The 18,119-nt window shown below is 43.1% G+C and carries 11 protein-coding genes and 1 riboswitch; of the genes, 2 read left to right on the plus strand and 9 right to left on the minus strand.

Features of this window, described 5'->3' with window-relative positions; genetic code table 11:
* Positions 1-58 precede the first annotated feature (58 nt).
* Positions 59-250, minus strand: a riboswitch (cobalamin riboswitch).
* Between the two features lie 210 nt (positions 251-460).
* Positions 461-1,699, minus strand: a complete 1,239-nt coding sequence (locus FHW88_RS17930) for an MFS transporter (RefSeq protein ID WP_176627375.1) — start codon at positions 1,697-1,699, stop codon at positions 461-463.
* A 348-nt stretch (positions 1,700-2,047) separates the two neighbouring features.
* Here FHW88_RS17930 and FHW88_RS17935 point away from each other — a divergent pair, with 348 nt between their 5' ends.
* Positions 2,048-2,644 carry a TetR/AcrR family transcriptional regulator gene (locus FHW88_RS17935; RefSeq protein ID WP_176627377.1) on the plus strand — a complete coding sequence of 199 codons (597 nt, stop codon included), beginning with the start codon at positions 2,048-2,050 and terminating at the stop codon, positions 2,642-2,644.
* Between the two features lie 5 nt (positions 2,645-2,649).
* Here the strand turns inward: FHW88_RS17935 and FHW88_RS17940 are convergent, their stop codons facing one another.
* Complete coding sequence (locus FHW88_RS17940; RefSeq protein ID WP_176627378.1) at positions 2,650-4,095, minus strand: TlpA family protein disulfide reductase; 1,446 nt, start codon at positions 4,093-4,095, stop codon at positions 2,650-2,652.
* A gap of 279 nt (positions 4,096-4,374) precedes the next feature.
* Between FHW88_RS17940 and FHW88_RS17945 the strand changes: the two genes are divergently transcribed.
* Complete coding sequence (locus FHW88_RS17945; protein WP_176627379.1) at positions 4,375-6,741, plus strand: alpha-L-rhamnosidase C-terminal domain-containing protein; 2,367 nt, start codon at positions 4,375-4,377, stop codon at positions 6,739-6,741.
* A 228-nt stretch (positions 6,742-6,969) separates the two neighbouring features.
* Here FHW88_RS17945 and FHW88_RS17950 read toward each other — a convergent pair whose 3' ends face one another.
* From FHW88_RS17950 to FHW88_RS17980, 7 genes are all read right to left on the minus strand, one after another.
* Positions 6,970-7,578: an MCP four helix bundle domain-containing protein gene (locus FHW88_RS17950; protein WP_176627380.1), complete on the minus strand. Its 609-nt coding sequence runs from the start codon at positions 7,576-7,578 to the stop codon at positions 6,970-6,972.
* 107 nt (positions 7,579-7,685) lie between these two features.
* Positions 7,686-8,708 carry a LacI family DNA-binding transcriptional regulator gene (locus FHW88_RS17955; protein WP_176627381.1) on the minus strand — a complete coding sequence of 341 codons (1,023 nt, stop codon included), beginning with the start codon at positions 8,706-8,708 and terminating at the stop codon, positions 7,686-7,688.
* Positions 8,709-8,817: 109 nt separating this feature from the next.
* Complete coding sequence (gene fucP, locus FHW88_RS17960; RefSeq protein ID WP_090527285.1) at positions 8,818-10,053, minus strand: L-fucose:H+ symporter permease; 1,236 nt, start codon at positions 10,051-10,053, stop codon at positions 8,818-8,820.
* A 68-nt stretch (positions 10,054-10,121) separates the two neighbouring features.
* Positions 10,122-13,088, minus strand: a complete 2,967-nt coding sequence (locus FHW88_RS17965) for a discoidin domain-containing protein (RefSeq protein WP_176627382.1) — start codon at positions 13,086-13,088, stop codon at positions 10,122-10,124.
* Positions 13,089-13,367: 279 nt separating this feature from the next.
* Complete coding sequence (locus FHW88_RS17970) at positions 13,368-15,644, minus strand: GH92 family glycosyl hydrolase (protein ID WP_176627383.1); 2,277 nt, start codon at positions 15,642-15,644, stop codon at positions 13,368-13,370.
* Positions 15,645-15,691: 47 nt separating this feature from the next.
* A complete protein-coding gene (locus FHW88_RS17975) occupies positions 15,692-16,891 on the minus strand; it encodes a DUF4185 domain-containing protein (RefSeq protein ID WP_218117233.1) in 1,200 nt (399 codons plus the stop codon).
* A 10-nt stretch (positions 16,892-16,901) separates the two neighbouring features.
* On the minus strand, positions 16,902-18,074 hold the full coding sequence (locus FHW88_RS17980; protein ID WP_176627384.1) for a prolipoprotein diacylglyceryl transferase: 1,173 nt from the start codon (positions 18,072-18,074) through the stop codon (positions 16,902-16,904).
* Positions 18,075-18,119: the final 45 nt, after the last annotated feature.

Raw genomic sequence — 18,119 nt, forward strand, 5'->3', positions numbered from 1 at the left:
CCATAGACCCAAACAGGCAAGTAATCATAACCCAGACCAAGCTTCATACCGCGAAAGCATTGTCAATTCAGTATTAGGCAGGTCTCCTGACTTGTAACATTTTTGCCGTCCTTCCCATCCCCATTCATCAGGACAGTGGACATTACTGGCAAAAACCTTTGTGTTACTTACAGTTGCGCGACAGTTCGTGATTTACACACGATTCCCTATTAATCTACAATTAAGTAAAACCTATACCGGTTGATGAAGTAAAGTAAAGAACTTATCGGGGCAAATATAAGGATCTGCCGGCTGAATATTCAGGTTATTTCTTGGTTAAATTGTAACCCGCACAATGGTCAACAAACAGATCAGCCTAATAAAGCGTTGAATTGTACCATTCTTATGTATCATTGTAAAACAGGTGAAGCCGATAATTAATTACCGGCTTCACCTATTATTTAAGGCGATATCATTCAGCTTATACAGCTACCTCAGCATTTAAAATAACAGCCGCTTCTTCTTGTTTTTGGTGCGAAGCCCTCGCTTTGATGAAAAGCACCAGGGTAATAACAGCTAGTATCGCGAACGATAGATAAGCGGTTCCTAATAACTGCTGATTTTTGATGGCCATAATATTTACAATGCCGTAGCTAAAAAATGAAGTGATAATATAAAGCGAGCCGCCGGTCACGCCGCTTGCGATACCCGCATTTTTTGAAAACCGGCCTAAACAGTAAGCAAATATATTATTGAATATAAAGCCAGATAATAGGTGGACCAATGCTGTAAATGCCATCAGCGTAAATAAATTTGTTTTAATACCTGCTGTAAACACCATTAAAGCGGCAAAGCCTAATTGCAGGGCAAGAGCTACCGATACTTTTTTGATAAGCGGTTTCCTGATGAGGGTTTTTGAAATAATACCGCCCGCCATCAATGATACCCCCGAAAGCAGCGAACAATAACCGGTTACCACAGGCGACAAATGAAATACATGCTCGATTATAAAAGGGCTGCTCATACCATACACCACCAGCATGGCATAGCTCAGGGAGATCAGGATGAGGCCCAGGGAAAAATCGCGGGTTTTAATGGTAGCCAGGTAAACCTGCAGAATACTTTTAGCCTTAAACGGGTGATAATTTTTCAATGATTCGCCACCGTATACCAACTCTAAAACAAGTAGCGAAAGAGTGGCTATCCCCAGGAAAAGGAAATTGGATTCCCAGCCGAAGGCAGCTTCAAGGTAACCTCCGATAAAAGGCGCTACAATAGGCGCGGTTGCCCAGATGATAGAAAAAAGGCTGGTATAATGTTTAAGCTGCTCGCCCGAATAAATATCGACAAAGTATGCCCTCTTCCCTACCACAATAAGCGCGACGGTGATGCCCTGCAAAATACGCATGGCATAAATAAGCTCAATATTATGGCAGATAGCTATGACAAAACTTGCAAATGCAAACACCAGCAAGGAGACAGTACCGATACGGTACCGGCCAAAGCTATCGAGCAAGCTGCCAACAAACAATTGACTGACGCCCGAACTGATCATAAACGCGATGAGCGAAAGCTGAACAGCCGAATTATTGACAGCTAATTCCCTGGCCATGGAGGGCAGGGAAGGTATATAAATATCAGTTGCAAAACCTGAAAGCGGGATCAGCGCGAACGCTAAAATTGTGCTGATGCCCCTGTGGTGTTCTTTTATAAGTTTCATAGCTTAATGTTGAAATTTAACAGATCGTAAAAACAGTATGCTGTGCGTTGTTATTTAAAACAAAAATAGACTAATTGGTTTATTAAATAAAACCATTTGGTCTGCTTTTACCCATATTTACATTACTGTGTCAATCACTGCTTAGCCGGCTTATAAATACAGGCATTCATAAGATCAGTGTAAAAAAAATCACCTTAAAGTTATACAACTACAAAACGAATATGAAAATAAAACACTAATTACCAGCCATTTACAAATAATAAAACACGCAATTAATTTCAACAGGCAATCAACCGATTTTATTTTTTTAAACCATTTAGTCTATATTTGCATAGTAAATAACTGAAGATGAACAAAGGCGAGCAAAAAAGGCAATTCATTATTGAGCAGGCAGCGATTTTATTTAATGAGAGGGGAATTGCCGGCACTTCTGTTGATGAGGTACTTGAAGTTGCCAATACCAGTAAGGGATGTTTTTATGGCCATTTTGAAAGCAAAGACGAACTGGCACAAGCCGCTGTTGATTACCTTTTAGGAAAACTAAACGACAGAAGGAACAACACAGTAAGCAAACATAAAACTGCCATTGCCAAGATCAATGCCGCTTTAGACAACAGCAAAAATCCATTGAAAAGCTATATTGAAGGCGGGTGCCCGATAGTTAATTTTTCGACAGAGACGGATGATACTAACCCGGCCATCAAAAAAAAGTTAAAAGACATGGTCGATACCGCAATAACAACCTATGCCAATATTATTCAGGAAGGAATTGATAATAGGGAACTCTCAAACGCCATAAATCCCGTTGAATTTGCAACCCGGATGATGCTTTCGATAGAAGGAGGCAACGCGATCTGCAGGGTATTAAACAGCACAAAACCAATGCAGATCATGATCAAAAGCCTGAAAACCGAATTGGCATCATATGCCCTGGAAAAAGCATAAACAGACTATTGCTTCGCGATAGCCTCATTGATCAATTGTTCGGCCTGCGCACTCCCTGGGCCGGGAGCGTCAAAACTGAGCATTTTGCCTTCTTTATCAATCAGTATATATTTTGGAATTGCATAGGCTATGTATGATTGTGCAACTGTACCGTCTTTGTCATAAAGCTGCAGCCAGTCCGGCTTTTCTTCTTTGAGTGCATTTCGCCATTCCTTTTCTCCGTCATGTACGGCAATACTAACGAAAGCAACCTGCGGATTAGTTTTAAACTTGTCGCTTAGTTTTTTATATGCGGGCATTTCCTGGCGACATGGCCCGCACCAGCTGGCCCAAAGGTCAATATAAATAACTTTTCCTTTAAAATCGGCCAGGTTAAAAACCTTGCCACGGTCGCTGGGCAAAGTAAAAGCCGGGGCCGGTTTCCCAATTTGCACGTGCATCAGCTGTAACTTTTTTTCGGTAAAATTACCGGCGATGTTATTTTTTAAAGCCGGGTTACTTATTGCGTCAATGAATACACGCATCTCCTTTTGGGCTATATTCAATTTTTCAAGAGAGTTAGCACTACCAATTCTCTTTTCAATGTACCGGTTTAGATAATAGTCCCTTACCTTGCCGGTAAAAAGCTGTTTGATTTTGTCAAGTGTGTACCCGGGCTGCTTCACCGATGCAGAATCGCGCAGCAGATCCAGCCGCTGTTCATAGGCATAATAAAGTGGCAAAACCCATAATTTATAGTCTTCTGATACTAAATATTCGTCATGCGATATCCCTTTTGAAAATGCTGAAGGGATGTTTTTTGATACCAGCTCCCGCATCTGCGCTGCATTGTATTTACTCAAATCAAGGTGCTGAAGCAGCATGTAAAAATTTAAGCTTTGATTATCTAAATCAATCATTTTCTTAAACGTATTGAAATATTGATCCTGCTTTGCCGGCTTGTTAAACACAACATTTAGTAACGAGTCTTCCAACGTTTTGCTTTTTTTAAGGAATTGGATTAACTCATCGGTCTTTAGTTCATACCATGCTGTTTTATCGTTCCGGGCTACCAGGATTGAATCTAATTTTACACGGTATTGATTGGTTTCGGCACCTATACCGGTTATCTTTTTAGTTTTCGACAGGTTGACATAATTAATCGCATCACCGGTTATATGGAGATCATAACCCGGTGCTACATAGATCCGGTTGATTTGAGTGTTGTTTTGCTGGATGCTGGTGCGTTGAGGCTTGGCTATTTTGTACGTTTTTAAATAAAACTCGCCCGAATCATTAAGCCTGATGGTATCCATAAGAAGTTTACCGTTGGCATCTTCAAAAAAGACCTTCAACATTTTTTCGGCCGAATTGCTGAGCTTTCCCTGTATAACAAGTGGCTGAACCGGGTTTTGAGCTACCCCCCTGCCGATAAAATAAAATGAAAGCAGGAACAGGATCATTTTTTTCATAGATGTAATTGGTAGGTTTAAACAAATATAAAGCTCAGCAGCTTATTTCAATACAACTTCGGGATTTAGTTTGCATGTTATCCCAAGCCAGAGGCAGACTGAACCAGCGATGGTTCAAAAATGAAAAACATAGTCCCATCAGCTTTGCCAATCATAAAAAAACAAAAAAATTTGATAAAATGCTAAATCGATTTAATTATATTAGTCGAACCAATTTATCTACTTAATGCAACCAGGGAAAACCAACCTGACCATCACCAATTAACCAATGAAATCTGCATGAAACACTTTCTGATTTTAATTTTATCTGTAAGTACCCTTCTCTCATCACAAAACAGTAATGCCCGGTCTGTTCATAAAACCGCAGAGGAAAAGACATGGAATGCACAATGGATCTCCGTGCCCAACATCACCGGAAATGAATACGGTATTTATTATTTCCGTAAAAACATTGAGCTGACCAACAAACCGGCCAGCTTTGTTATTCATGTATCGGCAGATAACAGGTATAAACTGTACGTAAACGGCACATTGGTATCATTAGGCCCGGCAAGGGGCGATACTTTTTACTGGAACTATGAAACCGTCGACCTTGCGCCCTATCTCGTGACCGGTAAAAATACGGTAGCTGCTTTAGTGTGGAACGAGGCTCAGTACCGCCCTGAAGCCCAGATCAGTGTCCGTACCGCTTTTATTATACAAGGCAATTCAGTAGCCGAAGAGATCCTTAACACCAATAACACCTGGAAAAGCATCCAGGACAAAGGCTATCAGCCCATCTGGGGCTATTTCGCTGCCAGCACCGGCGAAATGGTGGATCTGAATAAAAGCATGATGAACTGGTACTCGCCTAACTTTGATGATAGCAGCTGGCCAAAGGCAGCTAACCTCTTCGGCGGGCAATTAAAGGGCCGGTGGGATGGATTCGGATGGCAATTGGTACCATCCTCAATTCCGCACCAGGAATTAATTTATGAGCGGATCCCCGTTGTACGTAAAGCCTCCGGGATAGATGTTCCCCCGGTTTTTCCGGGCACTAAAACACCGCTTACTATTCCTGCAAATACTACAGTTACCATGCTGCTTGATCAAACACATCTTACCAATGCCTATCCTACCATTAATTTCAGCGGTGGGAAAGATGCCGGGATCTCTTTAAGTTATGCCGAATCGCTTTTTGATAATTTAAGCAAATATGGAATGCGCAAAGGCAACCGTAACGATGTGGAGGGCAAGGATTTTTCGGGCAGAAATGATAGTTTGATCTCCAATGGCAGCAAAGGGCAATCATATACTACGCTCAACTTCCGTACTTTTAGGTACATCCGCTTAATTGTGCATACACAAAACGAGCCTTTGGTTATTGATGACCTGTATGGCACCTTTACCGGTTATCCATTTAAGCAACGTGCCGTTTTCAATACCGATAATAAGGAAATAAAACAGATGCTCGATATTGGCTGGCGTACGGCCCGTCTTAATGCATTTGAAACCTATACAGATTGCCCTTATTATGAGCAACTGCAATACATCGGCGATACCCGTATCCAGGCCATGATATCCTATTACTATAGCGGCGATGACCGGCTGGCCCGCAATGCCATTAACCTGATGGACCATTCCCGTTTAACAGAGGGCGTTACCCAAAGCCGTTACCCTACTCATGATACCCAAATTATTTCAACTTTTTCATTATGGTACATAGGCATGCTGTATGATTACTGGATGTACCGCAATGACAGTAATTTTATTAAGGATAAGCTGGATGGCGAACGGGCAGTATTAAAGTTTTTCAGCCAATACCAACAAGCTGATGGCTCATTAAAAAACACCCCTTACTGGACTTTTGTGGATTGGGCCAGCGGCAAAAACTGGGATATAGGCTCGCCGCCAAAAGGCACCGACGGCAGTTCGGCCATTATTGATTTGCAATTACTTTGGGCTTATGAGTGGGCTGCCGCTATGGAAACAAAAATTGGCATGCCCGGTTATGCCACTTTATACCACAAAGAAGCTGCTAAGCTTAAGCAAACTATTCAACGCAAATATTGGGACCCGGCAAAAATGCTGTATGCCGATACATGGGACAAGAAACAATTTTCGCAGCATGCCAATTCATTAGCCATACTTACAGGCATGGTGAAAAACACAGATCTGCCTATGTTATCCAAACGATTATTAAGCGATACCTCATTGACCCAATGCACCATTTATTTTAAATATTACCTGCACCAGGCATTGGTAAAAGGTGGTTTAGGTAACGATTATATGAACTGGCTGGGTATCTGGCGCGAGAATATTAAAATGGGCTTAACCACCTGGGCCGAATATTCCGACCTTAAATATAGCCGTTCAGATTGCCATGCCTGGGGAAGCAGCCCCAATATTGAATTCTTCAGGACAGTTTTGGGTATTGACAGCTATTCGCCCGGATTCAGCAAGATCAAGATCGAACCTCATTTGGGAACAATGACCAATGTGAGCGGCGAGATCCCACACCCTAACGGTAAGGTTGCAGTAGCTTATGTTTTAGAAAATAACAGGTGGAAAATAAAGGTCAGTTTACCGCAGCGTACATCCGGCGTATTGGTTTGGAAAGCAAAATCATACCCGCTTAAAGGCGGTGAAAATGTGATGGTTATTTAAGAAACTCTAAGAAGCTATTTAAAAACGATAATTTCCAAATGTAGAGACGCATCACATGCGTCTCCCGCATGCAATTTACGCATGCTCGCCCCTATTGAATGTGGCTTGTCCTACGAGAGACGCATGTGATGCGTCTCTACAAAAAACATTTATTTTATTCGTTTTTAAACAGCCTCGAAGACTTACGAAGTTTTAGAAACATCGTAAGTCTGGTTTTTATTAAGATCTTTAATTGAGCAAATGCCTTTCGTCCTGCCTTAAAATCATTTGTTCCCTGGCGCTTAGCAGCACCATAATAAATAATCCAAGTAAAATACAAACAACCACACCAAAATTGGCTGTAAGTATACTTGAACTTACATTTCTTTGTCCGCTTTGCAGCAGGCGGTTGCTCTCGCCAACCTGTATCGCTATCAGTTGATCAAGCGATTTAAGGGCCTGATTAAAAACATACTCTGCATTATTCAGGCCAGCTTCCTGCTGCTGCAGATCACGCAATTGCACACGAAAGGTCTTCCATTTTGCTGATTCTTCGCGTGTTAATTGAGTTGCCTCATATTTCTTTGCTAACGCTTCTATAGCTGCATAATTACCATTAATTTTTACCTGGACATCTGCACCAGAAACAGCTGCCAGTTTATTTTCATAAAGCCTGTTGCTTATTTCATGCACAAACGTTGTCGGCAGCAGGCGGTCCTTCATAATGGATGTCAACGTTTTATCCAATTCTTTAACATTGTCCCGACCATTCCAGTTGGCTAATAAAAGCATAGCAGTAAGCACAGCTAAGGCCAATACCATTCTTGCTTTATTTTTTATAATAAAAGCCCGTTTCATAACAGTAAATTTTTATTAAAGGTAAGATACAAACTGAATATTTACGAAATATCCATCTTTACAAATGCTTCGCATTTACCCGTTAATATATGGCCTTCCAAATTCAATCACCCTTTTAATCCGGACGATGAACCCCTGATCTGGAGGTTGGTTTTAAGAATAATAGAGTGTGAGGCTGTACTAAGCCCTTTAGAGTTCAATTTTTTAAGTAGCACGGTGATCACATTATCCGCAATTTCTTCAACCGGCTGAGCGATAGCGGTTACCGGAGGCGAGTACAGCTTAAAAACGTCATAATCATCAAACGATATAACGGCCATATCCCCGGGTACTTTAATACCCAGCGTGTTAAATACTTTTAACCCGCAGGTACCTACATGGTTGGTGCCAAAAACTACCGCGTCGAGATCTTGGTGCTTTTTAAAAAAGGCCGTCATCGGCTTAATGATCATTTCTTCGTCCTGGTTAAAAACAATCTCTTTAACCACCGGAGCAAAACGGCTTTCCTTCAGCGCATCCTTATAGCCCTGCATCCGGGCCAGCATTTGTGTTTGTGACGAAGCGAAAGTAACGAAGCCTATATTTTTGTAACCCTGTTGTATTAAGTGCCTGGTAGCATTATAGGTGCTGAAAAGATTATCAACCTCGACATAATCAGTATTTACTTTGGGTAAATGCCTGTCGAACATTACCACCGGCAAGCCGTCCTTAAGCAGTTGCTCTACATCATCTTCAATACCTTCGGGCGGAGCAATAATATAGCCATCCACATGCCTGTCACGAAACATACTAATCAGTTCCCTGGTTTTTTGGGTGTCATTATCGGTACTGCAATAAATTATTTTGTAGCCATTTTTATAAGCTCTATCCTCAATAAGTCGGGCTATGCTGGCAAAAAAGGGGTTTGAAATATCTTCAACCATTAAACCAATGGTATTTGATTTACCGGTACGCAGGCTTTTAGCCAGGGAATTGGGTTTATAGCCCACTTCTTCCACGTATTTAGTAACACGCTCTACCAGATCCTCACCTATCCGTTTTTCCTTTGCACGCCCGTTCAGTATAAACGATACGGTGGTTTTAGAAACTTTTAATTCATTGGCGATATCAACAATCGATAGTTTTTTCAATGGCTTATAATTGGCTAAAATCAAATATAAAATATAATCGCTTAATAACCATGATTTATTAAGCGATTATTGGCCAAAATATAAAAATAAATCGATTAAGCTAATTTGATCATATTCCTTTTTTATTCAGTTTAGGATAACTGATCCCAAATAAAAATATCACCATATAACAAATGATAGGCAGGTAATAAGCTGTAGCAACATTGTGATTAGCAATGAGGCCCATAACCGGCGGAAACAATCCCCCGCCTACAACTCCCATTACTATAAATGATGACGCGTTTTGCGTTTGTGAACCTAAATTTTTCAACCCCAGGCTAAATATGGTTGGGAACATAATACTGAAGAAGAAGTTGATGAACAGCAATGCCACAAATGACACCACGCCAAAGCCCTGTGCTACAATAACACACATCAGGATATTGCCCAGGGCAAATACCGCCAGCAACTTGTTTGGCGCTATGTAACGCATCAGGAAGGTGCCAATAAAACGGCCGGCCATCATCATCACCATGCTTAATGAAAAATAGTAGCTCGCGCGTTCGTCGGTTAAATGCATGATCTCGTGACCGTAATTGATAAAAAACGCCCAGGTGCCGCCTTGTGCTGCCACATTAAACAGTTGGGCTATGGCTGCAAAAACAAAATGCTTTTTTTTGAACAGGCTTTCCGGAATATGTCCTTCACCCGCAACCGCATATGAATCTGTTGCTACAACATGCGGATCCTGCAATGACGGCACTTTTAAAAATGAAAATGCTACACCAACCAATGCAATCACCGCTCCTATTACAATATACAGGTGTTTGACAGATATCAGGTCGTTAGAATGCTCCTGCCCTCCTTTTAAAACGAAATAGCCGCCCAACAGCGGACCAATAACGCCGCCGACACCGTTAAAGGCCTGCGAAAAGTTAATGCGCTGGTCGCTGGTACGCTGATCGCCGAGAGAGGCAACAAATGGATGGGCAACGGTTTCGAGTGTAGCCAGGCCGCAAGCCAGGATAAACAAGGCAATCCGGAAGAAGTCAAACGATTTAGCATCAGCCGCCGGAACAAACAGGAATGCCCCTGCAGCATACAGCCCCAGGCCTAAAAGCACACCGTTTTTATAACCAAATTTTTTCATGAACATACCTGCCGGGATGCCCATCACCGCGTAAGCGCCAAACAATGATAACTGTACATAAGCCGAACGTGATTTTGAAACATGTAAAACATTTTGAAAATGCTTGTTTAATGTATCGCCGAGGGTCATGGCTATGCCCCAGAGCATAAATAATGAGGTAACAAAAATGAGTACTACAAGGAACTTGCGTTCGGTGAATTTGGGTTTGGTATCCATTGTGCAGGTTTGTTTGTTAATTGGACCGGTAAATTAGTTTAAAACTTCAACGTACCAAAGGCCTATTATTACTTTTCTGTTATTACCGGATCATTATAAGGCTGTACCAATAGTTTCAGCTGATCCTTGCCCAGCAAGGCTGCGTCAAATTCAATCCTGATATCTTTTGATTCGCCCTTCATCAGCGAAAAATAGTTATCATTCATTATTGCCGGCAGTATCTGTTCACCCGTGGCGGCTTTTGTTGCCTGTACGCGAATGGCAAATGCGGCCGCCTTTGATGAGGATGGGTTGCTGATCTTTGCATCCACATAATACCTGCCGTTAATTAGTTTTATGGTTGATGATACCTTCAGGTTAACCTTTGACAGTTGATTAAGGGCGGTAAAATCTGTGCGTTTATTACCCCGCCAGTAAAAATTATCTGATACCAGTTTTCCGTTTTTATCAATCAATCTTAGTTTGATGAAATGAACATCCGTAAGACCGTTGCTTTTCGGCGCGCCGCCATATACTTCAAAATCCCAAAGCGAGTAGCCCCAACCCGATCCACGCTGCAATCCATATATACGCACGTATCGGCCTTTTACTTCATCAAAAGTGATTTGCTGCACGCCAACATGCCCATCGCCGCTTTCATAAACATCTTTCCAACTTTTGGCATCGTCAGATACCTGGATCTTGAAAGCTTTACCATATGCCTCCTCCCAATTCAATTTAACACCGTTTATCTCTTGCTCCCTGCCAAGATCAACATAGATCCATTCGGCATCGCTGGAATTACTGGCCCACCTGCTTCCCTGATTACCATCCGTTACAGAACCGGCCTCACCCATGGTGGTTGATGATGCAAATGCAGGTTTGTTAAGTGCCAGGTTTTCGCGGTTATCGGCAAAAGCCATTGTAAAGCAGTTTAATGCCGTATTCGATGGCGCATCGATAGTTTTTGATTGACTATATTGTTTTACGATCTGTCCATCGCTGTTATATACATCGGCATAAGCAATGAGGTTGTTTTCGTCAGTACGGGTGGTGTTGATCACTTTAATAGCATTATTTACCGGGTTCCATTGAATATGTACCGGTTCGCAGGCTTTTTTAGCTCCCCAGTAGGCGCCGGTGAGGTCATAATAGTAATCATAGGTTTGCCACACCAATGAAGGATAGGCCGACTGGCTCATCCAGGTCATAATGCCCGATGCATCTTCCCATATATTATCTTCCCAGCCTTCGTACATGGCTTTATTGGTTTCGATGTTCAGCAGCTGGGCTTTGCGGCAATAATCCTCGATACCTGTAGGCGCACCGTAACGGTTTTTAATACCATCGTCGTACCTGTCGGGCCCGGCATTACCTGCGGACGGGCCAAAGAAATGCAGGTTCCACATCTCGTTCCGCGGCCACCATTTGTCCTTCGGCATAAACTTTTTAAAGCTGTCGAAATTGGTAAACACCGCCGTACCTATCTCACTACGCAATCCCCAACCCTGATTACCGCCAAAGCCATTAGGAAAACGGCTGAAATACCAGCGCGGATCAAAGTTAGTCCACGGACCGCTGCCTGTTAAATTCCCTGCATGCGAGTTAGGTTGATAATACCTGTCGTTACCATCGTAAGCGCTAATGTCCTCACGAAGCCAGTTATTTAGCGGAGGTAAAGGCTCGCCCTCATTATCACCGCACCAAATGGCAATGGAAGGGTGATTTCTGAACCGTTTTATTTTTTCGATGGCGTTAGCATTGAAAGTATTTACGTCATTAGGCAGGTTAGGGATAGAGTTAAGCCAGAAATCATCCCAGATCATGATGCCGTATTTATCGCAGGCATCATAAAATTCTTCATCCGTGGTTGAGCCTATCCAGTTGCGGATGATGTTAAAATTCATTTCCTTATGCAGACGCACTTTGGTATCATACTCGTCTCCCCGGCAACGCAGCATATACTCGGCCATCCCCCAATTGCCGCCCTTTAAAAATACTTTGGTGCCATTTACATATAAATGCAATACATGGCCTACGGTATCATAGCTGTATTTTTTTATGCCGAACCGGATCTGTTTGCTGTCAGATAGTTCATCGCCAAGCTTCAGGCTTAAGTTACAGGTGTACAGGTTGGCATCGCCATAGCCATTGGGCCACCACAGTTTTGGGCCGTTGATCACCAGCTGCGAAAAATGTTTTGGGTCGATTTTTACCTCTGCATTGCCGTTAGCACCCACAAATACTTTTTGGGTAAACCGGATATTTCCAGGATTAATAACACCGGTTAAGGTCCCTGTTTGAAAAGTATCTGTGCTGTTTTTCACCCCAACCGAAACCGATACTTCAGCCCGGGCGGTAGTAGGCACATCTGTACGAATCCAGGGATCATTAATGGTAAGGCTACCTGTGTTGCTCAGGTAAACATCATCAGTAATGCCGCTGTTGAGACCCGGTACATAAGGCATCCAATCCCAACTGGCGCTGGGTATATATGTTGGACTGGCATAATTTACCAATGGGTTCAGCGGACAATAAACCAAAACAGCCAGTGTGTTTGCCCCTGTTTTATTTACGAGTTTCGTTACGTCATACACTCCCCGCTGCATAAAACCATCCAGGCTGCCTATCTTCTTCCCGTTCAGGTAGATCTCAGCTTTGCGGTTAATGCCTTTGAAATTAAGCCAGATTTTTTGTTTGGTGAAACCTGCAGGTACGCTGAACTGCGTACGGTACCAGAAATTGCGGTCGTACTTCTTTTTATCAACCTTATAAATATTATCGCCAAAATTGGGATCCTTTTCCAAACCGGCCGCTACGTATGATGAAAATACAGTACCAGGTACAATAGCCTTTACCCAATCAGTAGCGGCGTAACCGCTTTTGTGGATGTCAAGACTATCGGCTCCCAGGTCGGTCTGGGCTTTTACTTTCCATGTAATTTGTTTATTGGTGTTGTTGAGGTAAAAGATTTCCTGTGCTGATGCCGGGTTGAACAGCAGTATCACCGAAGTAAGTAATAGAATTGACTTTTTTATTTTGTAAATATTGATCATAAAATCGTTTTAGCGGTTGCGTGTTTATAAACGTCATTATAAAGAACGAAGCAATCCCCGATTTGCAAACCGGCTCTGTATAGTTTGGGATTGCTTCGTTCCTACCCATGACAACTTAAAACGGGTGTCATGCTGAGCCTGTCGAAGCATGGTGGGTAGGCCTCTGCGCCCGAGTCTTCGACAGGCTCAGCCTGACAGGCCCTCTTTTGTCATTTCACCTTCAGAGGCCTCCGGATTTAAACATTCGCAATGACGTTTTCCATATTCTTCTTAATTTTGTTATTGAGCTTTTGAAAGCGAAAACGGTCTATCTTCAGAACCAATGCCACGGTTTATAGCCGGTTTATCACCCATTTCAAAGTGTAATACGCCCCCGTTCATAATATCAGCATGACTGATCCAGTTATGGGTATAAGGCTTACCATTAAGCGTCGCCGACTGGATATATACATTTTCCTTGCTGTTATTATTAGCTTCTATCACGAACTTTTTGCCATTTTCCAAAGCGATGGTCATCTTTTTAAATAGCGGACTGCCAATTACATACTGATCGGTACCTGGGCAAACACTGTAAAAGCCAGCGGCACTCAACACAAACCAAGATGACATCTGGCCTTCATCCTCATCGCCGGGATAACCGTTTTCGCCTGCGTTGTACATCTGATCCATTACATCGCGCAAATGCTGCTGCGCCTTCCATGGCTGGCCGGCATAGTTGTACATGTAAAGCAAGTGGTGAATAGGCTCGTTGCCCTGGGCGTATTGCCCCATTTTAAATTCGGCCATCTCTGTCATTTCGTGGATCACCTGTCCGTACCCTCCTACCTTGATGGTTCCAGGCTCAGTAAATACCGAATCAATCTTAGCAGTAAAATTCTTCTCTCCGCCCATCAGGTTGATCAAGCCCTGCGTATCCTGAAAAACAGACCAGGTCCAGTGCCAGGCATTACCTTCGGTATAGGGGCCACCCCAATCCATAGGGTCAAAAGGTTCAATCCAATTACCTTGGGCATCTTTCGCGCGCATGAAACGGGTTTTGGTATCAAACAGGTTTTTATAATTGTACATCTGCCGGGTAAAAACATCTTCATAAAATTTATTACCGGTGAGTTTAGCCAGTTGATATCCGCAAAAATCATCGTATGCAAACTCCAGCGTCCAGGCAGTTGAACCAAGGGTTTGCGGCGTAAAAGGCACATAACCATTGGCATAATATTCCTTCCAGCCCGGGCGGCCATTGGCACTGCCCCACGGACCTTTATTGGTAGCTTCATGATAGTAAGCCTCCAGGGCTTTTTTGGGGTCGAAGGTGCGGATCCCTTTTACCCAGGCATCGGTTAATAGGGATATGGCATGGTTACCGAGCATTCCTCCCGTTTCACCCGGGAACGACCAGGCCGGCAACCAGCCGCATTGCTGCTGCGCATCAAGCAAGGCATTTACAAGCCGGCCTTCCATCTTGGGGTGCAACACCGTATTAAGCGGGAATTGGGCACGGAAAGTGTCCCAAAAACCATTATCGGTATACATATAACCGTCATGTACCTTGCCATCGTAAGGGCTATAATAGTATGGCTTCCCATCTTTATTATATTCAAAAAACTGGTGTGAGAATAGATTGGCGTGATACATGCAAGAATAAAAAGTCGCCTTCTGATCTTCCGTAGCCCCCTCAATGGTCATACGGCCAAGCAACTGGTTCCATACTTTATCAGCAGCTTTCCGGGTATCATCAAATGATTTGTATTTACCCAGTTCAGTTGTCAAAGTAAGTTCGGCCTGCTCCGGGCAGATATAGGACGAAGCTACTTTCGCTTGTACAGTTTCTCCATCTTTAAATTTGATATAGGCCCCGATACCTTCGCCCTCTGCCGATCCATTCTTTTCCGAAAGGGTATTCTTTTTATTTTCCCAGGTGCCGTAATCGGTAAAGGGTTTATCAAAAATAATGACAAAGTAGTTCCGGAAATCTTTAGGGGCCCAGCGGCAATTGTTTACGTACCCTGTTATTTTCCGCTCGGCCGGGATGATTTTTACCCCGCTCATTTTAGTGTAGCCATCTAAAACAAGATAAGAGGCTTTACCTTTCGGGAACGAAAACCTCAGGTGCGCTCCCCGTTCGGTCGGCGACATTTCGGTTGTAATATTATTATCAAGTTTTACCTTATAGTAACCTGGTTGCGCTATCTCGTTATCGTGGCTAAATGATGCCGCCCGTTCATCTTCATTAACAACTAATTTCCCTGCAACAGGCATGAGCGAAAATACCGCATAATCATTTACCCACGAACTGCACTGGTGCGATTGCTGAAAACCGCGAATGGTGTGCTCAAAATACTGGTACTTCCAGCCATCGCCGTTTTTGCCGGTTTGCGCCGTCCAGGTGTTCATGCCGAAAGGCAGCGAAGTAGCCGGATAGGTGTTACCGTACGACAACTCATATTTGGTATTAGTGCCCTGCCGGGTATTCACATACTTAACAAGGTTAGCCTCCTGTGCAAACAGGTTTCTGGCATAAATAAGCGCAGCAGCGCATACAAGCGAACGTATTTTCATTGGGTTATATTAAACACTAATTCCATTCGTGCTCCTTCAATTCGAGCCTATTCGTGTTCGTTAAACTTTACCCTGATAAATCTTGGCCTGTACAGGTTTGGATATTTCTTCAGATCGTTTAAAAAATCAACGGAGTTAATATTGTAGCTGATCAGCAGTTCACCGGGCTTTGATAAGCTTGGATGCGCCTTGGCATTATAAACCACAAACGTTTTGGCGATAAGATCAGGCTTGCAATCCCATAATTTAATGATCGGGCCAAACGGACCTACCGGGCTTGCACCTATCCGCATCCCCACCGATGTGGTCATCCCCCCTACCTGGAATATCAGCGCGTAACGACCATCCGGCAGCGGGCTAAAACTTAACTCATTTGATACGCTGCTTGTTACATTGGCAACCTGTTCCATATCGGCAACCCAGGCTTTGCCATTATAGAAAGTCCACTTACTATAATTTTCAAAATCCCCTGGTAGTACACGGGCAACCATCAGGTGCTTGGCCATGCCACGTACCCCATAAACATAAATATAGCCATCGGGCTTTGGCGCACCGGCTTCTTTGGTATTTACGTAAATGCCGGCACCAAAAGAGCCGCTTTCCCCTTTCTGATCTACCAGGTAAAACGGCGTATCCATTTGTTTAAGATCTTTATACGGCGGCTTGCTGTTTGCCGGGATCTTGAGGAGAGTATTGCCAACTTCCCTGAAACCAAATGCTTCGTTGCTTACGTTATGCACCCTGTACCCAAAAATGTAGATATTGTTATTCAATGCCTGGTTTACAAAGCCATCGCCAAGCCAGTAGTAATCTGTAGCTCCTGTTTTAGGTGTATGCGGGATGAAAATAGACTCCGGCTTTCCTTTGGCATTTTTATCCCAATAAAATTTCATTTGTTTATCCAAAGGCTCGTTGCCTTTTAGTTCAGCTACCGCATTGTGGATCATGATGGCCCCCGGAGCCATAGTGTTATCACGCACCGCGCCTATCATGCTATCGCTGAAAATAAAAAGCACTTTATCGTTATGTTTTGCCTGGCCGGTCTCCTTCCCATTCAAAGGGATAGTATAAATACCATCGCCCCCGAACCAGCCCGAATCACGCTTTAAAATTGCCGACCATTCCGGCGCGGCCTCTACCTTAAATTTAATATCGGTAAGATTAACGGTATCAGCTTTTTGCGCAAAGGCCCTATTGGTTAAACCCAAGCTCAAACAAGCTAAACAAACAAGGGTAATTTTCTTCATTAAATAATATTTATACAGGTAAATGTTTATGATGATGGCTTTTGTGTTTAGCAAACAGCACAATAAAGCCTGTTAACCCTCCCATCAGCATTAAAAAGCCAATGAAGCCGGCCTGGGTAAATGGTAAACCTAAAAAATGATAAACCGGGTTTATCCGGATCTGCTCTATCAAAAAACGTTCGGTACCGTTGAGCACAAGGTAAAGGAAAAACATAAAACCGGGTGTAACTATCCGTTTACGAAAAACCCACATCAGCAAAAACATACCAGTGCAAAGAGCAGCCTCATAAAACGGCGTGGGGTATACCGGGTTAGCCAGTTGATTGCAATAGTTACCCAGGCAACCGGGCAGCAGTGTACCGGCATTGATAGCATTATGCGGATAATTGAACGCCCACATCCAATCGGGCAGCCAGCTTAAAAAACCGGGTTTTAGATGTGCGTTAACCTTACCCCAATCACCATCACCCGCCAGCTGGCAACCAATACGACCAATGCCATACGCCAGCATCATACCCGGCGAACCGATATCGGCAAGGTGCACCAGTTTCATGTTATGCCGGTGGCCGATATACAAATAAGTCAATGCGCCAAAGATCAGGCCGCCGTAATAAGCAAACCCATTGGCCGAAAATATAGTACCCAGCGGATCATGTCTCAACCTGCCAAAATGCTCAACGATATCAAAAAGCTTGGCGCCAATGAAACCGAAAAATCCAACACTAAAAACAATCAGCCCCATTAATTGATAAGGGTGTACAGTATATTCGGTTGTTTGCGGTTTAGGCAATGCAAATTTCTTTCGTTCGCGGTAAATCCAAAAGGCAAATGCACCGCCAATGAGTACGCCTGCTGTTAAATTTCCCTGCAATGAAAGAATATATGCCCGCGGGTTTGCAGCAAAAACCTGGTAATTAAAAACGGCTCCAAAAAGTTTAAAGCCAAATAAAAAACCGGGCAAAAAATTAATGATCATTTCAGTTGCTGAAGCTGGTTTTCCGATGATTACCTTCCGCTTAAATGCACTGATCTTTCCAATGGCTTCATATCTTTTAAATTCTGAAGTAAACACTATGTAGGCAAATAAAAAGGCGAGTGCAATAAAAAAGCCAAGCGTTTGGATAGGAAATCCAATCCGGATATGGAAGAGATGATATATCAGATCGCCGATGGTTGGAAACATATCCTAATTTAAAGTTTATCTGCCAAATCAAAAAAGGAAGCCGGC

Origin of the sequence: Mucilaginibacter sp. SG538B (assembly GCF_013376065.1) — a bacterium.
Taxonomy (GTDB): domain Bacteria; phylum Bacteroidota; class Bacteroidia; order Sphingobacteriales; family Sphingobacteriaceae; genus Mucilaginibacter; species Mucilaginibacter rubeus.

What these genes read in the sequence shown, in the direction of transcription:
- FHW88_RS17930 (WP_176627375.1), bottom strand. Translation starts at nt 1,699, where the DNA reads ATGAAACTTATAAAAGAACACCACAGGGGCATCAGCACAATTTTAGCG.
- FHW88_RS17935 (WP_176627377.1), top strand. Translation starts at nt 2,048, where the DNA reads ATGAACAAAGGCGAGCAAAAAAGGCAATTCATTATTGAGCAGGCAGCG.
- FHW88_RS17940 (WP_176627378.1), bottom strand. Translation starts at nt 4,095, where the DNA reads ATGAAAAAAATGATCCTGTTCCTGCTTTCATTTTATTTTATCGGCAGG.
- FHW88_RS17945 (WP_176627379.1), top strand. Translation starts at nt 4,375, where the DNA reads ATGAAACACTTTCTGATTTTAATTTTATCTGTAAGTACCCTTCTCTCA.
- FHW88_RS17950 (WP_176627380.1), bottom strand. Translation starts at nt 7,578, where the DNA reads ATGAAACGGGCTTTTATTATAAAAAATAAAGCAAGAATGGTATTGGCC.
- fucP (WP_090527285.1), bottom strand. Translation starts at nt 10,053, where the DNA reads ATGGATACCAAACCCAAATTCACCGAACGCAAGTTCCTTGTAGTACTC.
- FHW88_RS17965 (WP_176627382.1), bottom strand. Translation starts at nt 13,088, where the DNA reads ATGATCAATATTTACAAAATAAAAAAGTCAATTCTATTACTTACTTCG.
- FHW88_RS17970 (WP_176627383.1), bottom strand. Translation starts at nt 15,644, where the DNA reads ATGAAAATACGTTCGCTTGTATGCGCTGCTGCGCTTATTTATGCCAGA.
- FHW88_RS17975 (WP_218117233.1), bottom strand. Translation starts at nt 16,891, where the DNA reads ATGAAGAAAATTACCCTTGTTTGTTTAGCTTGTTTGAGCTTGGGTTTA.
- FHW88_RS17980 (WP_176627384.1), bottom strand. Translation starts at nt 18,074, where the DNA reads ATGTTTCCAACCATCGGCGATCTGATATATCATCTCTTCCATATCCGG.